Genomic DNA, 18,110 nt, shown 5'->3' on the forward strand with positions numbered 1-18,110 from the left:
GCGACGCAATCATTCACCGGAACGCCGCGGATTATTCACAAACTTCGCAGCGCTTCAAACAGCCTCTTCGCAAAAAGGTGCGAAGTTGCGAAGCCCTTTGCAAATGCGGCTTTGCGCTTGCTAAGATTGCGAAGAACGGCGGATTTGCAAGGCCGTCAGGTGGGCGGGATTTTATACGCATGCAAAAGAAGCTATTCCTTGGCTACAAGCTGCGCCGCCTGCGCGAACAGCGCGGACTGACCCAGGCGTCGCTGGCCAAGACGCTGGAGCTTTCTCCCAGCTATCTCAACCAGTTGGAGAACAACCAGCGCCCGCTGACCCTGCCGGTGCTGATGCGGATCGCCGCCACCTTCGAGCTGGAACTGTCCGCCTTCCTGGAGGACGAGGACAGCCGGCTGGTCTCCGACCTGCGCGAGGCGCTGGCCGACCCGCTCTTCGCCGGCGCCCCGCTGACCGCCGGCGAGCTGCGCAGCGTGGTCGGCTCCAGCCCCGAACTGGCCCGCCGGGTGCTCAGCCTGCACCAGGCCTATCAGAAGCTGCACGAGCGGGTGCAGTCGCTGGCCGACAGCCTGTCCAACCGCGAACCCAGCAGCCAGGAGGGCGACAGCTTCGCCGGGCCGCAGTTTCCCTACGAGGAGGTCCGCGACTATTTCCACTACTGCAACAACTACATCGGTCCGCTGGACGAGGCGGCGGAGCGGCTGTGGGATGCCGAGAAGATCCATTCCGGATCGCTGCTGAACGAGCTGGCCGCCTATCTGAAGCGCCGCCACGACGTGCGGGTGAAGATCGTCGCCGACGAGGCGGGCGAGACCGCCATGCGCAGCTACGACGCCTCCACCGGCACGCTGCGGCTGTCGGCCCTGCTGACCAGCTCCAGCCGGGCCTTCCACATGGCGAACCAGATCGCGCTGCTGGAGTTCGGCGACCAGATCGACGAGCTGGTCGATCAGGCGAAATTCTCCAGCGAGGATGCGCGGTCGATCTGCCGGGTCGGGCTCGCCAACTATTTCGCCGGGGCGCTGGTCCTGCCCTACCGCGCCTTCGCAGCGCAGGCCCGTGCCCTGCGCCACGACGTGGAACAGTTGCAGAGCCGCTTCTCCGCCAGCTTCGAGCAGGTCTGCCACCGGCTCTCCACCCTGCAGCGGCCGGGGGCGCGCGGCCTGCCCTTCTATTTCGTGCGGGTCGACATGGCCGGCAACATCACCAAGCGCCATTCCGCCACCCGCTTCCACTTCGCCCGTTTCGGCGGCGCCTGCCCGCTGTGGAACGTGCACGAGGCTTTCGCCCAGCCCGGCAAGATCCTGGTGCAGTTCGCCCAGATGCCCGACCGCACCACCTACATCAGCATCGCCCGCACGGTGACCAAGCGCGGCGGCGCCTATCTGAAGCCGTCACGCCAGTTCGCCGTCGGGCTGGGCTGCGAAGCCAGCCATGCGCCGGAGCTGGTTTATGCCGCCGGCATCGACATCACCGACGTCAAGGCGGCCGTCCCCATCGGCGTCAACTGCCGCCTGTGCGAGCGCACCGATTGCCAGCAGCGCGCCTTCCCGCCGATCGGCAGCGAGTTGCGGGTGAACGAGCATCACCGCAGCTTCGTGCCCTACCTCTTCAACCCTCCGGACGCACCGCCGCGCTGACCGGACCACCGGAGGGAGAGGCCGGTTGGCCCGCCGCTTGCTGAGAACGGGTCGCAAGATCGCGAAAGCTGTGTCCGCGGGCATTTGCGGCCGCGATCTCTGCAAGCTGCATTGCATTTTGCCAATGGCGGGTCATGGACGGTGACAATCTGCATCACGCCCCCGGCGGGCGGGTGACGGCCTTCGCCCCTGAGGCGCTGGCCCGCATGCTGTCGGTATCGACCGCGGCGCCGGCCCACGCGCGCGACGTCGCGCTCACGGTCGGCGTGCTGACCGGCACGCCGCCGCGGCTGGTCGGCGATGCCGAGACCGCGGGCGCGCTCTGCACCGCCATCGCCGCCAGCGCCATCGCCACCACCGATCCGGGCGGCCGGCTGGAGTTCCGCCTGTCGGCCCTGCCGGTGGGGGAGGAGCGGGTGACCCTGCGGGCGGAGCTGGCCGGCCGCTTCGACACCCAAGACGGGTCCGGATTCTGCCACGAACTCGCCCGCCGCCTGCTGACGGCGCTGGGGGCGCAGATGGGCATGGCGCAGGGTGCGGACGGGCTGTGGCGGGTGACGCTGGACATGCCGGTCGCCCTGCCCTCCCGCACCACCGATGCCGACCGGCTGATGAGCTGGGCGCGCTCGCGCGGCGGTCGTCTGCTGGTGGTGGACGACAGCGCCACCAACCGGATGGTGGTGGCCGGGCTGCTCGCCAAGGCCGGCTTCTCGGTCGAGACCGCCACCGGCGGGGCGGAGGCGGTGGAGGCGGTCGCCCAGGCGCCGGTGCCGCCCGAAGCGGTGCTGATGGACGTCGCCATGCCGGACATGGACGGGGTGGCGGCCACCGCCACCATCCGCTCGCTCGGCGACGAGCGCGCGCGCATCCCGATCATCGCCGTCACCGCCAACGCCCAACCGGAGGACCGCGTCCGCTGCCTCGCCGCGGGCATGAACGACTATTTGACCAAGCCGGTCCGGCGCGCCGACCTGCTCGGCGCGCTGGAACGCTGGCTGGCGCCGCAACCGGCCTAAAAAGACGAGTCCGGCTCCTTCAGGAACGCCTCCTCCTCCGGCGTGCTCGGGCGACCGAGGACGGCGTTGCGGTGGGGGAAGCGGCCGAAGCGCTGGATGATCTCGCGGTGGCGCAGGGCGTAGCGCACCGTGGTCTCGTCGCCCACCCGCTCGGTGAACAGCGCCACCGACCGCTCCTGGCTGGCGAGATCCTCGTGATGCTCGTAGGGCAGGTAGAGGAAGATCCGCTCGTCCGTGTTGCACTCCAAATCGAATCCGTTGGCGACCGCATGGTCGCTCACGGCCCGCGCCTTGGCATCGGTGGCAAAGGCGCGCGGATCGTCGCGGAACATGTTGCGCGGCACCTGATCGAGCAGGACGCACAGTGCAATGCAGCCGTCGACATCCTCCATCCAGCGGTCATAGTCGCCGCGGGCCGCCGCCTCGTAATGGGGCCCCAGCGTGTCGGCCACCGCCCGGTCGAAGCTTGCCGATTTGCGGAACCAATAGGGTTTCGTCGCCTCGTCGAACCAGAAATCGACGATCTCGTCGATCAGCTTGTCCACCATCCGTCTTCTCCGCCGTAAGTCCGCCGCCCGGACGACCCGTTTCCCCATAAACGAACAGGGCGCCCGATGGGGCGCCCTGTCCAGGTCCGAATTGCCTCACCGAACCGCCGGGCTCAGTGCAGCGTGCTCCACAGCTTGCGCTTGGTGGCGTACATCAGGCCGGCTAGCACCAGCAGGAACAGGATGACCTTGACGCCCATCTGCTTGCGGGCGTCCAGGTGCGGTTCCGCGGCGAAGGTCAGGAAGGTCGCCACGTCGTGCGCCTGCTGCTCCACCGTCGCCTTGGTGCCGTCGGCGAAGGTGACGCCGTCGGGCTGCAGGATGTTCGGCATGCCGACCTGATGGCCGGGGAACACCTTGTTGTAGTTCATGCCGTCCATCAGCTTGACGTCGGCCGGCGGCTCCTCGAAGCCGGTCAGGAAGGCGTAGAGGTAATCCTCGCCGCCGACGCGGGCCTTGGCCATCAGCGACAGGTCCGGCGGCAGGGCGCCGCTGTTGGCCGCGCGGGCCGCCTGGCTGTTGGCGAAGGGCGACGGGAAGCGGTCGGCCGGGACGGCCGGACGCATGAACATCTCACCCGAATCGTTCGGACCGGCCTGCACCTCGTAGCCGGCGGCGATCGCCTTCAGCTCATCCTCGGTGAAGCCGATGCCGGCGAGCGTGCGGATCGGAACCAGGCGCAGGGAATGGCAGGCGGCGCAGACTTCCTTGTAGATTTGGAAGCCACGCTGGGCCGACGCCTTGTCGATGGTCCCGAAGATACCGCTGTGCGGCCAGTTCTGCTTGGGAATGTGCACGCCTTCCGCGGCCTGCGCGGCCCCGGCGATGCCGAGAGCCAGCGCCGCCGAGAGGATAGCAGTCTTCAACGCGCGCATCAGGCCTTCTCCATCGGCTTGGCATGGGCACCGGCGGCGATGCCGCCCCCGCCCTTCAGAACGGACTCGGCGATGCTGTTGGGGAGCGGACTCGGCCGTTCCAGCTTGCCCAGCACCGGCAGCAGGACCAGGAAGTGGAAGAAGTAATAAGCGGTGCCGATGCGGGCGATGACCAGCCAGGCGCCTTCGGCCGGCATGGCGCCGGCATAGCCGAGGACCAGCGCGTCGAGGGCGAGGATCCAGAAGAACTGGCGGTAGATCGGCCGGAACTTGCAGCTGCGGACCTTGGAGCGGTCGAGCCACGGCAGGAAGGCCAGCAGGGCGATGGAGCCGAACATCGCCAGCACGCCGCCCAGCTTGTCCGGGATCGCGCGCAGCATGGCGTAGAAGGGCAGGAAGTACCATTCCGGCACGATGTGCGCCGGCGTCACCAGCGGGTCGGCCGGGATGTAGTTGTCCGGATGGCCCATGTAGTTCGGCATGAAGAACACGAACGCCGCGTAGATGATCAGGAAGATCACTACGGCGAAGCCGTCCTTGACCGTGACGTACGGGTTGAAGGGGACGGTGTCCTGCGGGCCCTTCGGGTCGATGCCGAGCGGGTTGTTCGAGCCGCAGACATGCAGCGCCGCGGTGTGCAGGATCACCAGACCCAGCAGCACGAAGGGCAGCAGGAAATGCAGCGCGAAGAAGCGGTTCAGCGTCGGGTTGTCGACCGAGAAGCCGCCCCACAGCAGCGTCACGATCGGGTCGCCGACGATCGGGAAGGCCGAGAACAGGTTCGTGATGACGGTGGCGCCCCAGAAGCTCATCTGGCCCCAGGGCAGCACGTAGCCCATGAAGGCGGTGCCCATCATGACGAGGAAGATGATGACGCCCAGGATCCACAGGATTTCGCGCGGGGCCTTGTAGGAGCCGTAATAGAGGCCGCGGAACATGTGGATGTAGACGGCGATGAAGAACATCGACGCGCCGTTGGCGTGGACGTAGCGGATCAGCCAGCCGTAATTCACGTCGCGCATGATGCGCTCGACCGAATCGAAGGCCAGCGAGGTGTGGGACGAGTACTGCATCGCCAGGAACAGGCCCGTGGCGATCATGATGACCAGCATGATGCCGGCGATGGCACCGAACGCCCACAGATAGTTGACGTTCCGCGGCATCGGGTAGTGGTTGTACTCGTGATCCAGCATCGTGAAGATCGGCAGGCGGCTGTCGATCCAGTTCACGACCGGATTCTTGAACTTGGTGGCTTGAACCTGAGCCATCTCGGGGTCTCCAGAACCGTTGGGCCGCTTAACCGAGCCGGATCTTGGTATCGCCCGTGAAGGCGTACGTCGGAAGGACAAGGTTTGCGGGGGCCGGGCCCTTGCGGATGCGCCCAGCGGTGTCGTAGTGCGAGCCGTGGCAGGGGCAGAACCACCCGCCATACTCGCCGCGCGGATCGGTGACCTTCTGGCCCAGCGGCACGCAGCCCAGATGCGTGCAGATGCCGATGACGATCAGCCATTCCGGCTTCTTCACGCGGGCATCGTCGGCGGCGGGATCGCGCAGTTCGCCCAGGTTGACCTGCTTGGCGGCCTCGATCTCCTCGGCGGTGCGGTGGCGGACAAAGACAGGCTTTCCGCGCCAGGTGACCGTGATCGCCTGCCCCGCGGCGACCGGAGCCAGATCAACGTCGATGGAGGCAAGCGCCAGGGTGTCGGCCGCCGGATTCAGGCTGTCGATGAAAGGCCAGGCCGCGGAGGCCGCCCCGACGACGCCGACCGCACCGGTGGCAAGATACAGAAAATCGCGGCGGGAACCCCCTCGCCGCTGGAGGCCGCGTGGCCACCCGTCCCGGGCGGATGCGTGGTCTGAGCCATAAGCCTGTTTCTCCTCAAGGCATGCCCGACGCCCTTTGCCCGCGCCGGACGACCGATGGACCATTTTTATGCATGACACGGCAAGCCCGCCCGCCGAAGGAAAAACCCTCAGGCATGCCGCATCGGTCCGGAGTGGGTATCTCCAGCTTCTGCGCTGCGGTATACCGTCGCGTCGACATCTTGAAAAGTCCTTGGCCGGGAGACAATTTGTCGCGTGTGTCGGGGCTGGACTATTTGTATGCAAAACAAACACTTCGAGGCAAGGCCCGCGTTGCGCCTTGTTCTGTTCGAGCCCGACATTCCGCAGAATGCCGGTACATTGATGCGACTCGCGGCCGGGCTGGGGGTGGCGCTCGACCTGATCGAGCCTTGCGGATCGTGCTGGACGACCGCCGTCTGCGCCGTGCCGGGATGGATTACCTGGACCATCTCGACTGGGTCCGGCACAGCTCATGGACCGCCTATCGCGCGGCGCCGCAGACGGGGCGGCTGGTGCTGCTGACCACGCGGGCGGCAATCCCCTACACCGACTTCCGCTTCGCCCCCGGCGACTGCATCCTGGTCGGGCGCGAGAGCGCCGGCGTGCCCGACGAGGTGCATGAGGCCGCCGACGCCCGGCTGGTGATCCCGATGGTTCCGCCCGCCCGCTCCTTGAACGTTGCGGTCAGCGCGGCGATGGTGTTGGGTGAAGCCCTGCGGCAGACCGCCGCACGAGAGACGCGGCAAGCTGCCGGACAGGAAACGCCATGACCGCCGAATCCACCGCCGACCCCAGCCTCATCGAAGACCGCAAGACCCGCGCCGCATCCTGGTTCCGCGAGCTGCGCGACCGCATCTGCGCCGCCTTCGAGGCGCTGGAGGACGAGCTGACCGGCACCCATGCCGACCTGCCCCCCGGCCGGTTCGAGCGCAAGAGCTGGTCCCGCCCGGATCATGGCGGCGGCGAAGGCGGCGGCGGCACCATGTCGGTGATGAAGGGGCGGGTGTTCGAGAAGGTCGGGGTCAACATCTCGACCGTACACGGCACCTTCAGCCCGGAATTCCGTGCCAACATCCCCGGCGCTGCCGAAACCGGCGAGTTCTGGGCGGCGGGCATCAGCCTGGTGGCGCACATGCGCTCGCCGCTGGTTCCGGCCACCCACATGAACACGCGCCACATCGTGACGACCCAGGGCTGGTTCGGCGGCGGCGCCGACCTGACGCCGATGGTCGCCGACGACCGGGACACCGCGGATTTCCACGCCGGCCTGCGCGCGGCATGCGACCGCCACCACCCCGACTATTACCCGCGCTACAAGGAATGGTGCGACCGCTATTTCTTCCTGCCCCACCGGGGCGAGGCGCGCGGCGTCGGCGGGATCTTCTTCGACAACCTCGATTCGGGCGACTGGGAAGCCGACTTCGCCTTCACCCGCGACGTCGGCACCGCCTTCCTCGACACCTACACTGCCCTGGTACGCCGGCACATGAACCGGCCCTGGACGGCGGAGCAGCGGGAGCACCAGCTGATCCGCCGCGGCCGCTATGTGGAGTTCAACCTGCTCTACGACCGCGGCACCACCTTCGGCCTGAAGACCGGCGGCAACACCGAGGCGATCCTGATGAGCCTGCCGCCCGAGGTGAAGTGGCCTTGAGCTAGCGGCGGGTTCCCATCTGGACCCAGGGCGCCCAGGCCTGCCGCACCATCTCGCCCCACAGCCGCATCGGCGCCATCCACAGCTCGGCCATGCCGGCGGCGGACATCATCGGATTGGCGCCGAACGGATTGGCTCCCGGCTTCCCGCCGGCAGGCCGCGCCAGCAGGAGCGGGTTCGTCAGGGCCGGCGCCAGCAGGCCGGCGACCGCATCGAAGGACGGGGTGGCACGGAACTGGATGGCGATCACCTCCGCCCCATCCTCCCCGGCCTCGCGGTGGCGGATCTGGATTTCCAGGTTCGGCAGACGGGCGGTCAGGGTCGTCTCGTCCGGCTTGCGGTCCATCTTCGCGGCTCCCTTCTGGATCTGGGTGGCGCGAGGATACGGCTTTTGCAACTGCGAAGTAACCCTCTCCGAAGGAGGTGGCGGCAACCAACGCCCGCGTTGGCCGTTGATGGCCGCATGGACAGCACCATCCCCCGTCCGATCCGGACACCCCCTCGCCCGAACAGGAAGCCGCCTGCGCCGGGCTGACCTATAGTTCCGACGACACGCCCGGCATCCGCCGGCGGCGCTACGGCAAGGGCTTCCGCTTCCTGTGGCCCGACGGCGCCCAGGTGACGGAGGAGGACACGCTGGCGCGCATCCGCAAGCTGGCGATCCCGCCCGCCTACCGCGACGTCTGGATCTGCCCCGATCCCGACGGCCACCTGCAGGCCACCGGCCGCGACGCCAAGGGGCGCAAGCAGTACCGCTACCACCGCCGCTGGACCGAGCTGCGCGAGGGCACCAAGTTCGGCCGCATGCTGGATTTCTGCCGGGCGCTGCCCGCCCTGCGCGAGCGGGTGACCGCCGATCTCGGCCGGCGCGGCCTGCCGCGGGAGAAGGTCCTGGCCGCGGTGGTCCGGCTGCTGGAAACCACCCTGATCCGCGTCGGCAACGAGACCTACGCCCGCGAGAACCAGAGCTACGGCCTGACCACGCTGCGCGACGGCCACACCGAAATCGAGGGGTCGGAGGTCCGCTTCTCCTTCAAGGGCAAGTCGGGCAAGGAATGGAACGTCGCGTTGAAGGACCGCCGGCTGGCCCGCGTCGTCGCCGCCTGCCGCGACGTGGCCGGCGACGAGCTGTTCCAGTATCTGGATTCGGACGGACAGCGCCACGCCGTGACGTCGGGCGATGTCAATGCCTACCTGCGCGAGGCCACCGGCGCCGACTTCACCGCCAAGGATTTCCGCACCTGGGCCGGCACCGTCCTGGCGGCGATGGCGCTCAGGGAGTTCGAGGCGTTCGACAGCGCGACCGGCGCCAAGCGCAACGTCACCCGCGCCATCGAACAGGTCGCCACCCGCCTGGGCAACACCCCCAGCGTCTGCCGCAAGAGCTACGTCCACCCCGAGATCCTGGACGCCTATGTGGAAGGCGACCTGCTGGAGTCGCTGAAGCGCGAGGTGGAGGCGGAACTGCGCGACGAGCTGGCGGGATTGAGCGGGGAGGAGGCCGCGGTGCTGGCCTTCCTGCGCGAAAGGCTGGAGCGGGAGACGGCGTCGCGGGCGCGGGAGGGGGCGCGGGGGAAGAGGTAGGGGGTGTGGGAGGTGTCGGCTTGCGAATGCCCCCACCTAACCTCTCCCGCTGAGCGGGGAGGAACTGCCGCCACTCTCCCGTACAAGCGCTTACTCCCTCCCCGCCCAGCGGGGGAGGGTTGGGGTGGGGGCAACCACCGCGACACCTCAAACCGCCTCCACCGCCTCCGTCACCGGCAGCAGCCGCCGCACCGCCAGACACACCAGATCCCCGGCAATCACCCCCTCCGCGGCATGGGCCTGGACGCTGCGCAGGACCAACTCCGCACGGTCGCGGGCCGACATGCCGCGGCTGTGGGCGAGTGCCGCGGCGAGGCGGTCCTCGCCGAAGGGCTCGCGCTGGCCGTCGGCGGACTGCAGGACGCCGTCGGTGCACAGGAACAGCGTCTCGTCCTGGTTCAGCACCAGCGTGGCCTCGCCATAGGGCGCGCCGCGGCGGATGCCCAGCGCCGGGCCGCCGGCGGCGGACAGGAACTCCACCCCGCCCTCGGCGGTGACGCGGCAGGCGCCGCGATGGCCGGCGGCGGCATGGACCAGCGTGCCGGCGACGCGGTCATAGATGGCGACGAAGGCGGTGGCGAAGCCGTTGAAGGGGCTCTCGCCGCACAGCCGCTCGTTGGCGCCGGTCAGGATGGCGGCCGGGCCGACGCCGGGGCGGGCGGTCTCGCGGATGGCGGCGCGCACCATCAGCATCAGGAAGGCCGCCGGCACGCCGCCGCCCGACACGCCGGCGGTCACCAGCAGGCTGTGGCGCTCGTCCAGCTCGACCACGTCGTAGAAATCGCCGCTGACGGCATGGCCCGGCACCAGCGCGCCGAAAAACTGGCTGTCGCGGCCGACCGGCAGCTGGCGCGGCAGCAGGTTGGACTGCACGTCGCGGGCGGCGCGCTGCTCCTCCTCGATCAGCTGTTCGGCGGCCGCCAGCTTCTCGCTCTTGGTCTCCAGCTCCGCCCCGCGCATGACCAGCTGGGCGTCCAGCGTCTCCTCGCGCGCCGTCGCTTCCATCGCCATGCGGCGGAAGACGCGGGACAGCCGGCCGAACTCGTCGTCGCGGTCCGCCGCCTCGTTCAGGCTGAGGGGGTTGAAGCGCCCGGCCTCCACCGCCTTGACCGCCTCGCTCAGCCGTTCCACCGGCGCCATCTGGTCGCGGGCGAAGCGCAGGCTGAGATAGACGCCCAGCGCCAGCACGAAGATGCCGACCAGCCCGCCGATCTTCAGCTGCCGGCCCAGCATCGCCCCCGGCTCGGTGTAGGGAAGGCGGACCGCGGCGACCGCCGGCAGGCCGGCCGCAGCCGCGGCGTTGGCGGCGGTGTAGCGGATGGGCGCCAGCGCCAGCAGCCCGTCGCCCGACACACGGACCGTCACGTCGCTTGCGGTCGCCGCCGCCTTGACCGCGGCGGTGTCGGCATCGCTCAGCGGGCCGCCCGAGCCGTTGGCCACCACCGCGCCGCGCGCCAGCACCCGGCCGTCGCGGTCGAGCAGCCAAGCCGCCTCCACCGCGCGGGTGGCGATCAGCCCGTCGATCACGCCCTCGGCGCCCGACTTGCGCAGCAGGTCGCCCAGACGCCGCATGTCGGCGCCGACCTGGACGATGCGCGGGCGGTCGACCCCGGCCACCCCGGCGAACTTCATCAGCCGGCCGTTCTCCATCGCCGGTTCCGACGCCAGCGACGCGGGCGAACGGTTCAGCAGGCCGCTGTAGGCGCCGTGGCGCGGACCGCCCTTGGCATCCTGGCCGAAGACCGGGTCGGGGCCCGGCACATTGTGCAGATAGGCCCGGCCGCGGTTGTCGGTGATCCACATCTCGTCCGGACCGCCGGATTCGGCGATCTGCTTCAGCCGGTCGTTGATGGCCTTGGGCGCCAGCTTCGCCGTTTCCGCCAGCGCCACCAGATGGGCGGTCAGCGTCGCTTCCGACAGCAGCCGTTCCGACAGCAGGGCGTCCACCTCCCGCGGCAGGTCGCCGGCCTGGGCGGCACCGCGGGCGAGCAGGCCGGCGGTCAGCCGCGCCTCCGCCTCGATCCGCTCGGTCAGAGCCGCGCGCGTGGTGAATGCCATCGTCGTGGTGACCACCACCACCGCCAGCAGCACCAGACCGGTGACCAGCAGGATCAAACGCTGTTGGAACGTCATGGGATTGCGCCCGCCCCCTCTGGCTGAAGCAAATGGCCGAAGCCATGGCCGATGCGACCGCTTCTACCGGTCCGGAGCACGCAAGTCCAGTTGCCGGGCCGCCGCACCGGTCATGGTCACGCCGGCCGGGGGCGGAGGTGAGGCGGCCGCGCAAGATTCGACCGCAGGCGCGACATTATCTCTTTCGTAACCACATGGTCCGTAAGACGGAAGGACCGCGGGCGGTTTCCCGCCGCGGTCCCCTGCCGTTTTGAACCCGCCACCCCTCAACCGGTGCACGCCCATGCCGCTCAACGTTCTGGAAGTCGCCGTCTATGCGATGGTCCTCACCGCCAGCCAGCCCAGCTCGTTCGAGTGCGTGGCCGTGAAGCCGGAGGGCGTGAACTGCACCAACGGCCTGTCGGCGAAGCAGGACGGGCCGAACCTGCTGTTCAGCACCGGCATCCAGGTCATCAAGGACAATCAGGGCCGGGTGCGGCTCAGCAACGGGCTGCAGACCCGCTTCGACAGCTCCGCCTGGGTGGAATTCCAGGATACCGGCAAGAAGCCGGTGGTCAGCGTCCGCAAGACCGGACCGTTGCGCTTCAAGTTCTCCAACGGCTTCCAGTGCGAAGCGATGGGCAACCCGGAAGACATGGCCCGCTGCCACAAGCCCTGACGACCGTCGCTAGCGGCTGATGCCGCGGCGGTCCATTTCGTCCTCGATGGCGCGGCGGTTCTGCCGGATCTGGCGCTGTTCCTCGTCCAGCCTGTCATACTGGTTGCGCAGGTCGCGGTCGGAATAGTCGCCATAGGCTCCGGCGCGGCGGTTGCCGGCGGAGTTCCCTGACGAGCCTTCATAACGGCGGCCTTCGCGGTTCATCTCGCGGTCCTCGGCCGTGCGGTCCTGCGGATAGTTGTTCGGGTTGACGGCGCGGTTCAGCTGGTCGAGCGCCCCGCCCCAGCCGCCTTGCGACTGGCCGTTCTGCGATTGGCCGCTCTGGGCCAGGGCGGGCGACGAAAGAGCCAGGACGGCCGCGGCCGCCAGAATGACTGTACGCATCGGACGAACTCCCTCATGCGGTTGTCGTTTGCTTCTGACAACCGCCGGGGAGCCGATCCGTCACGCCGCCAGCGGTTCCGGTCCCAGATCGCCCCGCCCATGCGGCGCGTCCAGATCCAGCGCCGGCCCCTTCGGCACGATGCCGGTGGGGTTGATGGTGGCGTGGCTGCCGTAATAATGCTGCTTGATGTGGTCGAAATTCACCGTCTCCGCCACGCCCGGCACCTGATAGAGGTCGCGCAGATAACCGGACAGGTGCGGATAGTCGGCGATCCGCCGCTTGTTGCATTTGAAATGCCCGACATAGACCGCGTCGAAGCGGACCAGCGTGGTGAACAGCCGCCAATCCGCCTCGGTCAGACGGTTGCCGACCAGCCAGCGCCGGGTCGCCAGCTTGGCGTCGAGGCCGTCCAGCGCCGCGAACAGGGCGTCGAAGGCGGCTTCGTACTTGTCCTGCGAGGTCGCGAAGCCGGCCTTGTAGACGCCGTTGTTGACGGCGTCATAGACGAAGGCGTTCTCGCGGTCGATCTCCTCGACGAGGTCCGGCGGGCAGAAGTCGGTGCGCACGTCGGTGAAGGCGTCGAACTCGCGGTTGAGCATGCGGATGATCTCCGCCGACTCGTTGTTCACGATGCTGCCGGTCTTCTTGTCCCACAGCACCGGGACGGTCACCCGGCCGCTGTAGCCGGGCTTGGCCTTCAGATAGACCTCATACAGCCGGCGGGCGCCGGTCACGGGCTCCGGCTCCGCGAAGGTCCAGCCTTCCGACAGCATCAGCGGATCGACCACGCTGACGCCGATCACCTCGTCCAGCCGCTTCAGCTTGCGGAGGATCAGCGTGCGGTGCGCCCAGGGGCAGGCCAGCGACACCATCAGGTGATAGCGCCCGGCCTCCGCCGGATAGGGGGTGGAGCCGTCGGCCGACACCCGGTCGCGGAACTGCGCCTCCGTCCGGACGAACGCGCCGCCGGTCTTCTTGGTGTCGTACCACTGGTCTTGCCATTGTCCGTCGATCAGCAGGCCCACGGCTCCCTCCCCTTTTTCAGCGTCTACCCGTCATCAACCGTGCAGCTTCGTCGCGATCTCGGCGACATGACGGCCCTGGAAACGGGCGCCGTCCAGCTCGACGGCACTCGGCCGGCGCGAGCCGTCGCCGCCGGCGATGGTGCTGGCGCCGTAGGGCGAGTTGCCCATCACTTCCGAAACGCCCATCTGGCCCTGGAAGGAGTAAGGCAGGCCGACGATCACCATGCCCAGGTGCAGCAGCACGGTGTGGGTGCTGAGGATCGTGCTCTCCTGCCCGCCATGCTGGGTGGCGGTGGAGGTGAAGGCCGCGCCGACCTTGCCGTTCAACGCGCCCTTGGCCCACAGCCCGCCGGTCTGGTCGAGGAAGTTCTTCATCTGCGAGGCCATGTTGCCGTAGCGCGTCGGCGTGCCGATGACGATGGCGTCATACTGGGCCAGCTCGTCCACCGTGGCGACGGGGATGTCGCTCTCGTCCTTGTAATGGGCGGACTGGCGGACCGCTTCCGGCACCAGTTCGGGCACGCGCTTCACCGCCACCTCGGTCCCGGCGACGGAGCGGGCGCCCTCGGCCACCGCCTGCGCCATCTCCGACACATGGCCCCAGCTGCTGTAATAGAGGACCAGAACCTTCGCCATCGTCGCCACTCCCTGTCCGTTTGGTGAATCGGGCCGCCGCGGCCGGTTCCGGCCCGGCGGTGACACCAGAAATAGGGCGCGGCGGCGCTTCCGGTAATGCCGGATCTTGGCACCTCATTGTTTCCGGGTGTACAACAATGCCATGGATCGCCTCGACGACATGCTCGCCTTCATCAAGGTGGTGGACACCAAGAGCTTCACCGCCGCCGCCGACAGGCTCAACCTGTCGAAGTCCGTGGTCTCCCGCCGCATCGGCGAGCTGGAGAACAGGCTCGGCGCGCGCCTGCTGAACCGCACCACCCGCAAGCTCAGCCTGACCGAGGTGGGGCAGGCCTATTACGAGCGCTGCACCCGCATCCTCGCCGATCTGGAGGAGGCGGAGCAGGCGGTGGCCGACCTGCATGCCGCCCCGCGCGGCCGGCTGCGGCTGAACGCGCCGGTCAGCTTCGGCATCATTCATCTGGCCCCGGCGGTGGCGGAGTTCCTGGAGCGCTATCCCGCCATCGAGATCGACATGGACCTGAACGACCGCACGGTCGATCTGGTGGACGAGGGCTATGATCTGGCGGTCCGCATCGGGCGGCTGCGCGACAGCTCGCTGATCGCCCGGCGGCTGGCGCCGGCCCGCATCGCGCTGTGCGCCAGCCCGGCCTATCTGCAGAAGCACGGGGTGCCGGAAACGCCGGACGATCTCGCCCGGCACAGCTGCCTGCTCTACACCAACGTGCCGACGCCCGACGTCTGGCAGTTCACGGTGGATGGCGAGACGCGCAACATCCGCGTCTCCGGCCCGATCCGCAGCAACAACGGCGACCTGCTGCGCGAGGCGGCGATGTCCGGCGTCGGCTTCATCATGTCGCCGACCTTCCTGTGCGGACAGGCTCTGACCCGCGGCGAACTGGTCAGCGTGCTGCACCGGCACATCCCGACGGAACTGTCGGTCAACGCGGTCTATCCGCAGAACCGCCACCTGTCGCCGAAGGTGCGGGTGTTCGTCGATTTCCTGGTCCAGCGCTTCGGCCCGCGCCCCTATTGGGACTGCGCGCTGCTCGACACGCTGCCGCAGGAAATGAGGCCGCAGGAGGCCGGCTGAAGGATCCTTATGACGGAGAATTCGGCCGGCGGCGGGAGCGCAGGTTCAGTGCGGTGATGAAGTTCGGCTGCTGGCCGACCACCGGGCCCTGGGGCACCGGCTTCTTCGGGGCGGTCGACAGGAAGCCGCCGACCCGGCCGCGCAGTTCCACCGCATGGTGCGCCGCCTCGTCCGCGCTTTCCGCCACCTGGCGGCGCACCGACGGGTCCAGCGTGTTGAAGGCACGGGAGGCGAATTCGAAGGCCGGCTGCGACTTGGTGGCGATCACCTGACGCAGAGCCTTGGACACTAGCACCGTGTCGAGACCGCCCGGCCCCTCCACCCCGTCCAGCACGTCGGCGAGGATGCCGATGGCCTGGATCGTGCCGTTGTCGTCCAGGGAAAGGTCGTGAGCGTCCATACGGGTCTTCCGATCGTCTCAAGCGGTACGGGTCTCGCCCCTGCGGACACCCGGGTTGCACCTGCGGAATCATAGTGTTTGCGCCCGCGTCTGGCAATGGACGCCCGCAGGGGCCGGCGGTGAAATCGTTAAGACCCGGCTTGTCCCGACCCCAGCGACGCCGGAAATGCGGCCCTGAGCGACGGCCACAGCGCCGCCCAGTCGCCGTCATGCTCCATCCCCGGCACCACCCGCACCGGCGCGCCGACACGGGTCCCGAAGCCGCGCACCACTTCCGACGGCACCACCCGGTCGTTGCCACCGGCGATGTGCCATTGCGGCACCACGGCCAGCCGCCCGGTTTCCCGCGCCGGGTCGAGGGATCCGGTCAGCGGCGTCAGCCGCTTCGCCGCCGCCCAGCCCGCGAGGTCGAGCGGCGCCACCACCGTCACCAGCGCCGCCACGTCGCTGCGCCGCGCCGCCAGCAGAGCCGCCGCCACTCCACCGCCGGAATAGCCGACCAGCACCAGCCGGTCCGCCCCGCTCTGCCGCTTCGCCTCGTCCAGCGCGCGGCCGAGGGCGGCGATCACCTCCGGCGCATAACGGTGGGAGGTCCAGATGCGGGTGGAGCAGGCGGCGTCGGTCGCCACCCCGCCATACTGGCAGGGCCGCGCGAGATAGAGCAGCCGCGGCGCCGGGTCGGTCAGCGCCAGCGACAGAGCCACCGGGTTGAAGGGGGTCGGATCGCGCGACGGCTCGGTCGGGCTGTTCCAGGCCCGGCCGTCGCCCTCGATATAGACCAGCAGCGGACCCGCCGTGCCGGAGCGCAGCCAGCCTGCCAGCGTGAAGGGCGCCGCCGCGAAGCGCCGCGGCAGCAGGCCGGCGGCCCCGGCCGCCTCGTTCACCGCCGCCACCTGCTCCCGCGGGACCGCGGCGCAGCCGGCCGGCAGCAGCAGCGCGGCGGCCAGGAGCGTCCGCAGGAGGGGGCTGGCGGCCTCACCGTCCGGGCAGCCGGGTGGCGAAGGTCGGCGGCAGCAGCCGTTCGACGCAGGCCCCGGTGTCGCCGGTGGACAGCGTCTCGACGAAGCGGGCGGCGGCGGCCCGGCCGCAGGGGCTGACGCCCAGCACGTCATGGCCGATGCCGCGGAAGGACATCAGCGTCGCCAGATGCAGGCTGCGCCCCATCGCCTCCGCCCGCGCCGGGACGGTGAAGGTGTCGTAGGCGCCGGTCAGGATCAGCGCCGGCACGTCGGACTCGACCGGCCGGTAGAAGGACGCATCCACCGGTGGCAGGTTCAGCACCGGACAGGCGGCGTCGTAATCGGTCTCCACCGCATCCGCCACCACATGGGGGCGCAGGTCGGCCGCGGCGCGCCGGGCGGCGGCGGCATCGATGCGCGGACGGTTCTCCCGGCATCCCACCGTCAGGTTCAGCCCATAGGCGAGGCTGTCCAGCACCCCCCAGATGCCCGGCGGCACCACCAGCGACAGGGCCGCCGCATCCTCCAGCCGCACCGTTCCGCCAGCCCGCATGACGGCGCGGTCGAGATGGTCGAGCAGGGCCGGGACCACCACCATCCCGTCCGCACTGCCCAGCCGCAGGGCCAATACACTCGCCAACATCGGCCAGGTGAGTTGCAGGTCGCTCTCCCGCCCGGTGCCGGGATGGCGCAGGCGAAGCTCCAGCGGCCGCCGTTCCAGCGCCGCGGCCAGCCGCTCCACCGCCTGCCCAAGCTGGGGGAAGGCGCGGGCGCAATCGGGCTGGGCGGCGCAATCCTCCACCATCCGGCGATGGGCCTGCCGGATGGCGGTCAGCCGGTCGAGGTCGAGCCATGTCGCATCCGGCGCCGCCGGGGAGTTCAGCACGAGGCTGCGCACCGCCGCCCCATCGACGCGCAGCAGCGCCTGGGCCAGCACCCCGCCATAGGAGGTCGCGACGACGTTCCAGCGCTCCACCCCCAGCGCACCGCGCAGCGCCCGCAGGTCCGCCGCACTCTGCCCGCTGTCGAAATCCTCCAGCCGGTAGCCGGCGCGGCGCAGCGGATCCAGGCAGGCGACGGCATCCTCCGCCGTCACGCCGCCGAACCAGGCGCGCAGCGGGTCGAGCGCCGGGCAGCGCAGCGACGGCGCCGACCGGCCGGTGCCGCGCTGGTCCACCAGGATGACGTCACGGGTCGCGAGCATCGGCGCCAGCATCGCCGCGGTGCCGCGCGGATCGTCGCTGCCGCCCTGCCCCGGCCCGCCGGCCAGCAGCACCACCGGATCGGCGGCCGGCGCGCCGTTCAGCGCCGGCAGCACCATCACGAACAGGTCGAGCGGCAGGCTGTCAGGTCGCCGCCAGTCCGACGGCACCCGCAGGCCGTGGCAACGTGGCGCCAGCCCATCGGGCAAGCCCGCGGGGCATGACAGGTCCGAGAGCGCCGGACGCTGGGTGGGCGCCGGACTTGCGGCCGGGATCCCTGCGGCCGGAACGGCGCTTGGGACCGGAATCGGCGGCGGCGGCTCCACGACCACGACCGGCGGCGGCCCCTTGGGTCCGGCCAGCCAGTCGATGCCGATCCCCAGAAACCCGCCCGCCAGCGCACAGAGCGCCAGTGCGCCGCCGATGACGGCGAGACGCCGACCGCCGCTGTCCATCG

Annotated in this window: 17 protein-coding genes and 2 pseudogenes; 7 read left to right on the forward strand and 12 right to left on the reverse strand. The window is 69.6% G+C overall.

The genetic code is table 11. From position 1 onward, the window contains the following. Positions 1-179 precede the first annotated feature (179 nt). On the forward strand, positions 180-1,640 hold the full coding sequence (locus AB8P05_RS22610; RefSeq protein WP_472760967.1) for a helix-turn-helix domain-containing protein: 1,461 nt from the start codon (positions 180-182) through the stop codon (positions 1,638-1,640). 134 nt (positions 1,641-1,774) lie between these two features. After that, positions 1,775-2,656, forward strand: coding sequence for a response regulator (locus tag AB8P05_RS22615; RefSeq protein ID WP_472760968.1), 882 nt, complete (start codon positions 1,775-1,777; stop codon positions 2,654-2,656). Here the strand turns inward: AB8P05_RS22615 and AB8P05_RS22620 are convergent. The 4 genes and pseudogenes from AB8P05_RS22620 to petA form a co-directional block, all read right to left on the reverse strand. After that, entirely contained in the window at positions 2,653-3,204 is a 552-nt protein-coding gene (locus AB8P05_RS22620; RefSeq protein WP_472760969.1) for a DUF924 family protein, read from the reverse strand. The two genes, AB8P05_RS22615 and AB8P05_RS22620, sit on opposite strands and share 4 nt — an antisense overlap. A 113-nt stretch (positions 3,205-3,317) precedes the next feature. After that, a complete protein-coding gene (locus AB8P05_RS22625) occupies positions 3,318-4,079 on the reverse strand; it encodes a cytochrome c1 (protein WP_472760970.1) in 762 nt (253 codons plus the stop codon). Beyond that, a complete protein-coding gene (locus AB8P05_RS22630) occupies positions 4,079-5,347 on the reverse strand; it encodes a cytochrome b (RefSeq protein ID WP_472760971.1) in 1,269 nt (422 codons plus the stop codon). The genes AB8P05_RS22625 and AB8P05_RS22630 overlap by 1 nt, the downstream gene beginning before the upstream one ends. A 28-nt stretch (positions 5,348-5,375) precedes the next feature. Beyond that, positions 5,376-5,944 (reverse strand): annotated as a pseudogene (gene petA / locus AB8P05_RS22635) (ubiquinol-cytochrome c reductase iron-sulfur subunit). Between the two features lie 271 nt (positions 5,945-6,215). Between petA and AB8P05_RS22640 the strand changes: the two are divergent. Together AB8P05_RS22640 and hemF are read left to right on the forward strand one after the other, a co-directional pair. Next, positions 6,216-6,694: pseudogene (locus AB8P05_RS22640) on the forward strand (tRNA (cytidine(34)-2'-O)-methyltransferase). Further along, positions 6,691-7,578, forward strand: a complete 888-nt coding sequence (hemF, locus tag AB8P05_RS22645; RefSeq protein ID WP_472760972.1) for an oxygen-dependent coproporphyrinogen oxidase — start codon at positions 6,691-6,693, stop codon at positions 7,576-7,578. Before AB8P05_RS22640 ends, hemF begins: the two are co-directional and overlap by 4 nt. A 1-nt stretch (position 7,579) precedes the next feature. Here hemF and AB8P05_RS22650 read toward each other — a convergent pair whose 3' ends face one another. Next, on the reverse strand, positions 7,580-7,924 hold the full coding sequence (locus AB8P05_RS22650) for a hypothetical protein (protein ID WP_472760973.1): 345 nt from the start codon (positions 7,922-7,924) through the stop codon (positions 7,580-7,582). 185 nt (positions 7,925-8,109) lie between these two features. On the opposite strand from AB8P05_RS22650, the gene AB8P05_RS22655 reads away from it, so the two are divergent. Beyond that, positions 8,110-9,162 (forward strand): DNA topoisomerase IB, encoded by a 1,053-nt coding sequence (locus AB8P05_RS22655; protein ID WP_472761192.1) that lies wholly within the window; start codon positions 8,110-8,112, stop codon positions 9,160-9,162. Between the two features lie 147 nt (positions 9,163-9,309). On the opposite strand, the gene AB8P05_RS22660 is transcribed toward AB8P05_RS22655, so the two are convergent. Then, on the reverse strand, positions 9,310-11,295 hold the full coding sequence (locus AB8P05_RS22660; RefSeq protein ID WP_472760974.1) for a PP2C family protein-serine/threonine phosphatase: 1,986 nt from the start codon (positions 11,293-11,295) through the stop codon (positions 9,310-9,312). Positions 11,296-11,578: 283 nt separating this feature from the next. Here AB8P05_RS22660 and AB8P05_RS22665 point away from each other — a divergent pair, with 283 nt between their 5' ends. After that, on the forward strand, positions 11,579-11,953 hold the full coding sequence (locus AB8P05_RS22665) for a hypothetical protein (protein WP_149226757.1): 375 nt from the start codon (positions 11,579-11,581) through the stop codon (positions 11,951-11,953). 9 nt (positions 11,954-11,962) lie between these two features. Here the strand turns inward: AB8P05_RS22665 and AB8P05_RS22670 are convergent, their stop codons facing one another. Genes AB8P05_RS22670 through wrbA form a run of 3 tightly spaced genes read right to left on the reverse strand, consistent with a single transcriptional unit; the run spans position 11,963 to position 13,999 of the window. Beyond that, positions 11,963-12,337, reverse strand: a complete 375-nt coding sequence (locus tag AB8P05_RS22670) for a hypothetical protein (protein ID WP_472760975.1) — start codon at positions 12,335-12,337, stop codon at positions 11,963-11,965. Positions 12,338-12,397: 60 nt separating this feature from the next. Continuing rightward, positions 12,398-13,363 carry a glutathione S-transferase family protein gene (locus AB8P05_RS22675; RefSeq protein WP_472760976.1) on the reverse strand — a complete coding sequence of 322 codons (966 nt, stop codon included), beginning with the start codon at positions 13,361-13,363 and terminating at the stop codon, positions 12,398-12,400. Between the two features lie 33 nt (positions 13,364-13,396). Further along, positions 13,397-13,999: an NAD(P)H:quinone oxidoreductase gene (gene wrbA, locus AB8P05_RS22680; protein ID WP_455174646.1), complete on the reverse strand. Its 603-nt coding sequence runs from the start codon at positions 13,997-13,999 to the stop codon at positions 13,397-13,399. Positions 14,000-14,141: 142 nt separating this feature from the next. On the opposite strand from wrbA, the gene AB8P05_RS22685 reads away from it, so the two are divergent. Next, positions 14,142-15,092 carry a LysR family transcriptional regulator gene (locus tag AB8P05_RS22685; protein WP_455174645.1) on the forward strand — a complete coding sequence of 317 codons (951 nt, stop codon included), beginning with the start codon at positions 14,142-14,144 and terminating at the stop codon, positions 15,090-15,092. A 7-nt stretch (positions 15,093-15,099) separates the two neighbouring features. Here AB8P05_RS22685 and AB8P05_RS22690 read toward each other — a convergent pair whose 3' ends face one another. The 3 genes from AB8P05_RS22690 to AB8P05_RS22700 form a co-directional block, all read right to left on the reverse strand. Then, positions 15,100-15,492 (reverse strand): hypothetical protein, encoded by a 393-nt coding sequence (locus AB8P05_RS22690; RefSeq protein WP_108549148.1) that lies wholly within the window; start codon positions 15,490-15,492, stop codon positions 15,100-15,102. 128 nt (positions 15,493-15,620) lie between these two features. Next, the gene (locus AB8P05_RS22695) at positions 15,621-16,385 is read right to left on the reverse strand and encodes an alpha/beta fold hydrolase (RefSeq protein ID WP_472760977.1); all 765 of its coding nucleotides are present in this window, start codon (positions 16,383-16,385) and stop codon (positions 15,621-15,623) included. An 82-nt stretch (positions 16,386-16,467) separates the two neighbouring features. Continuing rightward, positions 16,468-18,108 carry an alpha/beta fold hydrolase gene (locus AB8P05_RS22700; RefSeq protein ID WP_472760978.1) on the reverse strand — a complete coding sequence of 547 codons (1,641 nt, stop codon included), beginning with the start codon at positions 18,106-18,108 and terminating at the stop codon, positions 16,468-16,470. Positions 18,109-18,110: the final 2 nt, after the last annotated feature.

The sequence above is a fragment of the Azospirillum sp. VT-I1 genome (assembly GCF_055698305.1).

Excerpts from the sequence above, each read along its gene's own strand:
- hemF (WP_472760972.1), top strand. The coding sequence starts at position 6,691 with ATGACCGCCGAATCCACCGCCGACCCCAGCCTCATCGAAGACCGCAAG.
- AB8P05_RS22615 (WP_472760968.1), top strand. The coding sequence starts at position 1,775 with ATGGACGGTGACAATCTGCATCACGCCCCCGGCGGGCGGGTGACGGCC.
- AB8P05_RS22665 (WP_149226757.1), top strand. The coding sequence starts at position 11,579 with ATGCCGCTCAACGTTCTGGAAGTCGCCGTCTATGCGATGGTCCTCACC.
- AB8P05_RS22685 (WP_455174645.1), top strand. The coding sequence starts at position 14,142 with ATGGATCGCCTCGACGACATGCTCGCCTTCATCAAGGTGGTGGACACC.
- wrbA (WP_455174646.1), bottom strand. The coding sequence starts at position 13,999 with ATGGCGAAGGTTCTGGTCCTCTATTACAGCAGCTGGGGCCATGTGTCG.
- AB8P05_RS22610 (WP_472760967.1), top strand. The coding sequence starts at position 180 with ATGCAAAAGAAGCTATTCCTTGGCTACAAGCTGCGCCGCCTGCGCGAA.
- AB8P05_RS22690 (WP_108549148.1), bottom strand. The coding sequence starts at position 15,492 with ATGGACGCTCACGACCTTTCCCTGGACGACAACGGCACGATCCAGGCC.
- AB8P05_RS22625 (WP_472760970.1), bottom strand. The coding sequence starts at position 4,079 with ATGCGCGCGTTGAAGACTGCTATCCTCTCGGCGGCGCTGGCTCTCGGC.
- AB8P05_RS22660 (WP_472760974.1), bottom strand. The coding sequence starts at position 11,295 with ATGACGTTCCAACAGCGTTTGATCCTGCTGGTCACCGGTCTGGTGCTG.
- AB8P05_RS22630 (WP_472760971.1), bottom strand. The coding sequence starts at position 5,347 with ATGGCTCAGGTTCAAGCCACCAAGTTCAAGAATCCGGTCGTGAACTGG.
- AB8P05_RS22670 (WP_472760975.1), bottom strand. The coding sequence starts at position 12,337 with ATGCGTACAGTCATTCTGGCGGCCGCGGCCGTCCTGGCTCTTTCGTCG.
- AB8P05_RS22620 (WP_472760969.1), bottom strand. The coding sequence starts at position 3,204 with ATGGTGGACAAGCTGATCGACGAGATCGTCGATTTCTGGTTCGACGAG.
- AB8P05_RS22700 (WP_472760978.1), bottom strand. The coding sequence starts at position 18,108 with ATGGACAGCGGCGGTCGGCGTCTCGCCGTCATCGGCGGCGCACTGGCG.
- AB8P05_RS22650 (WP_472760973.1), bottom strand. The coding sequence starts at position 7,924 with ATGGACCGCAAGCCGGACGAGACGACCCTGACCGCCCGTCTGCCGAAC.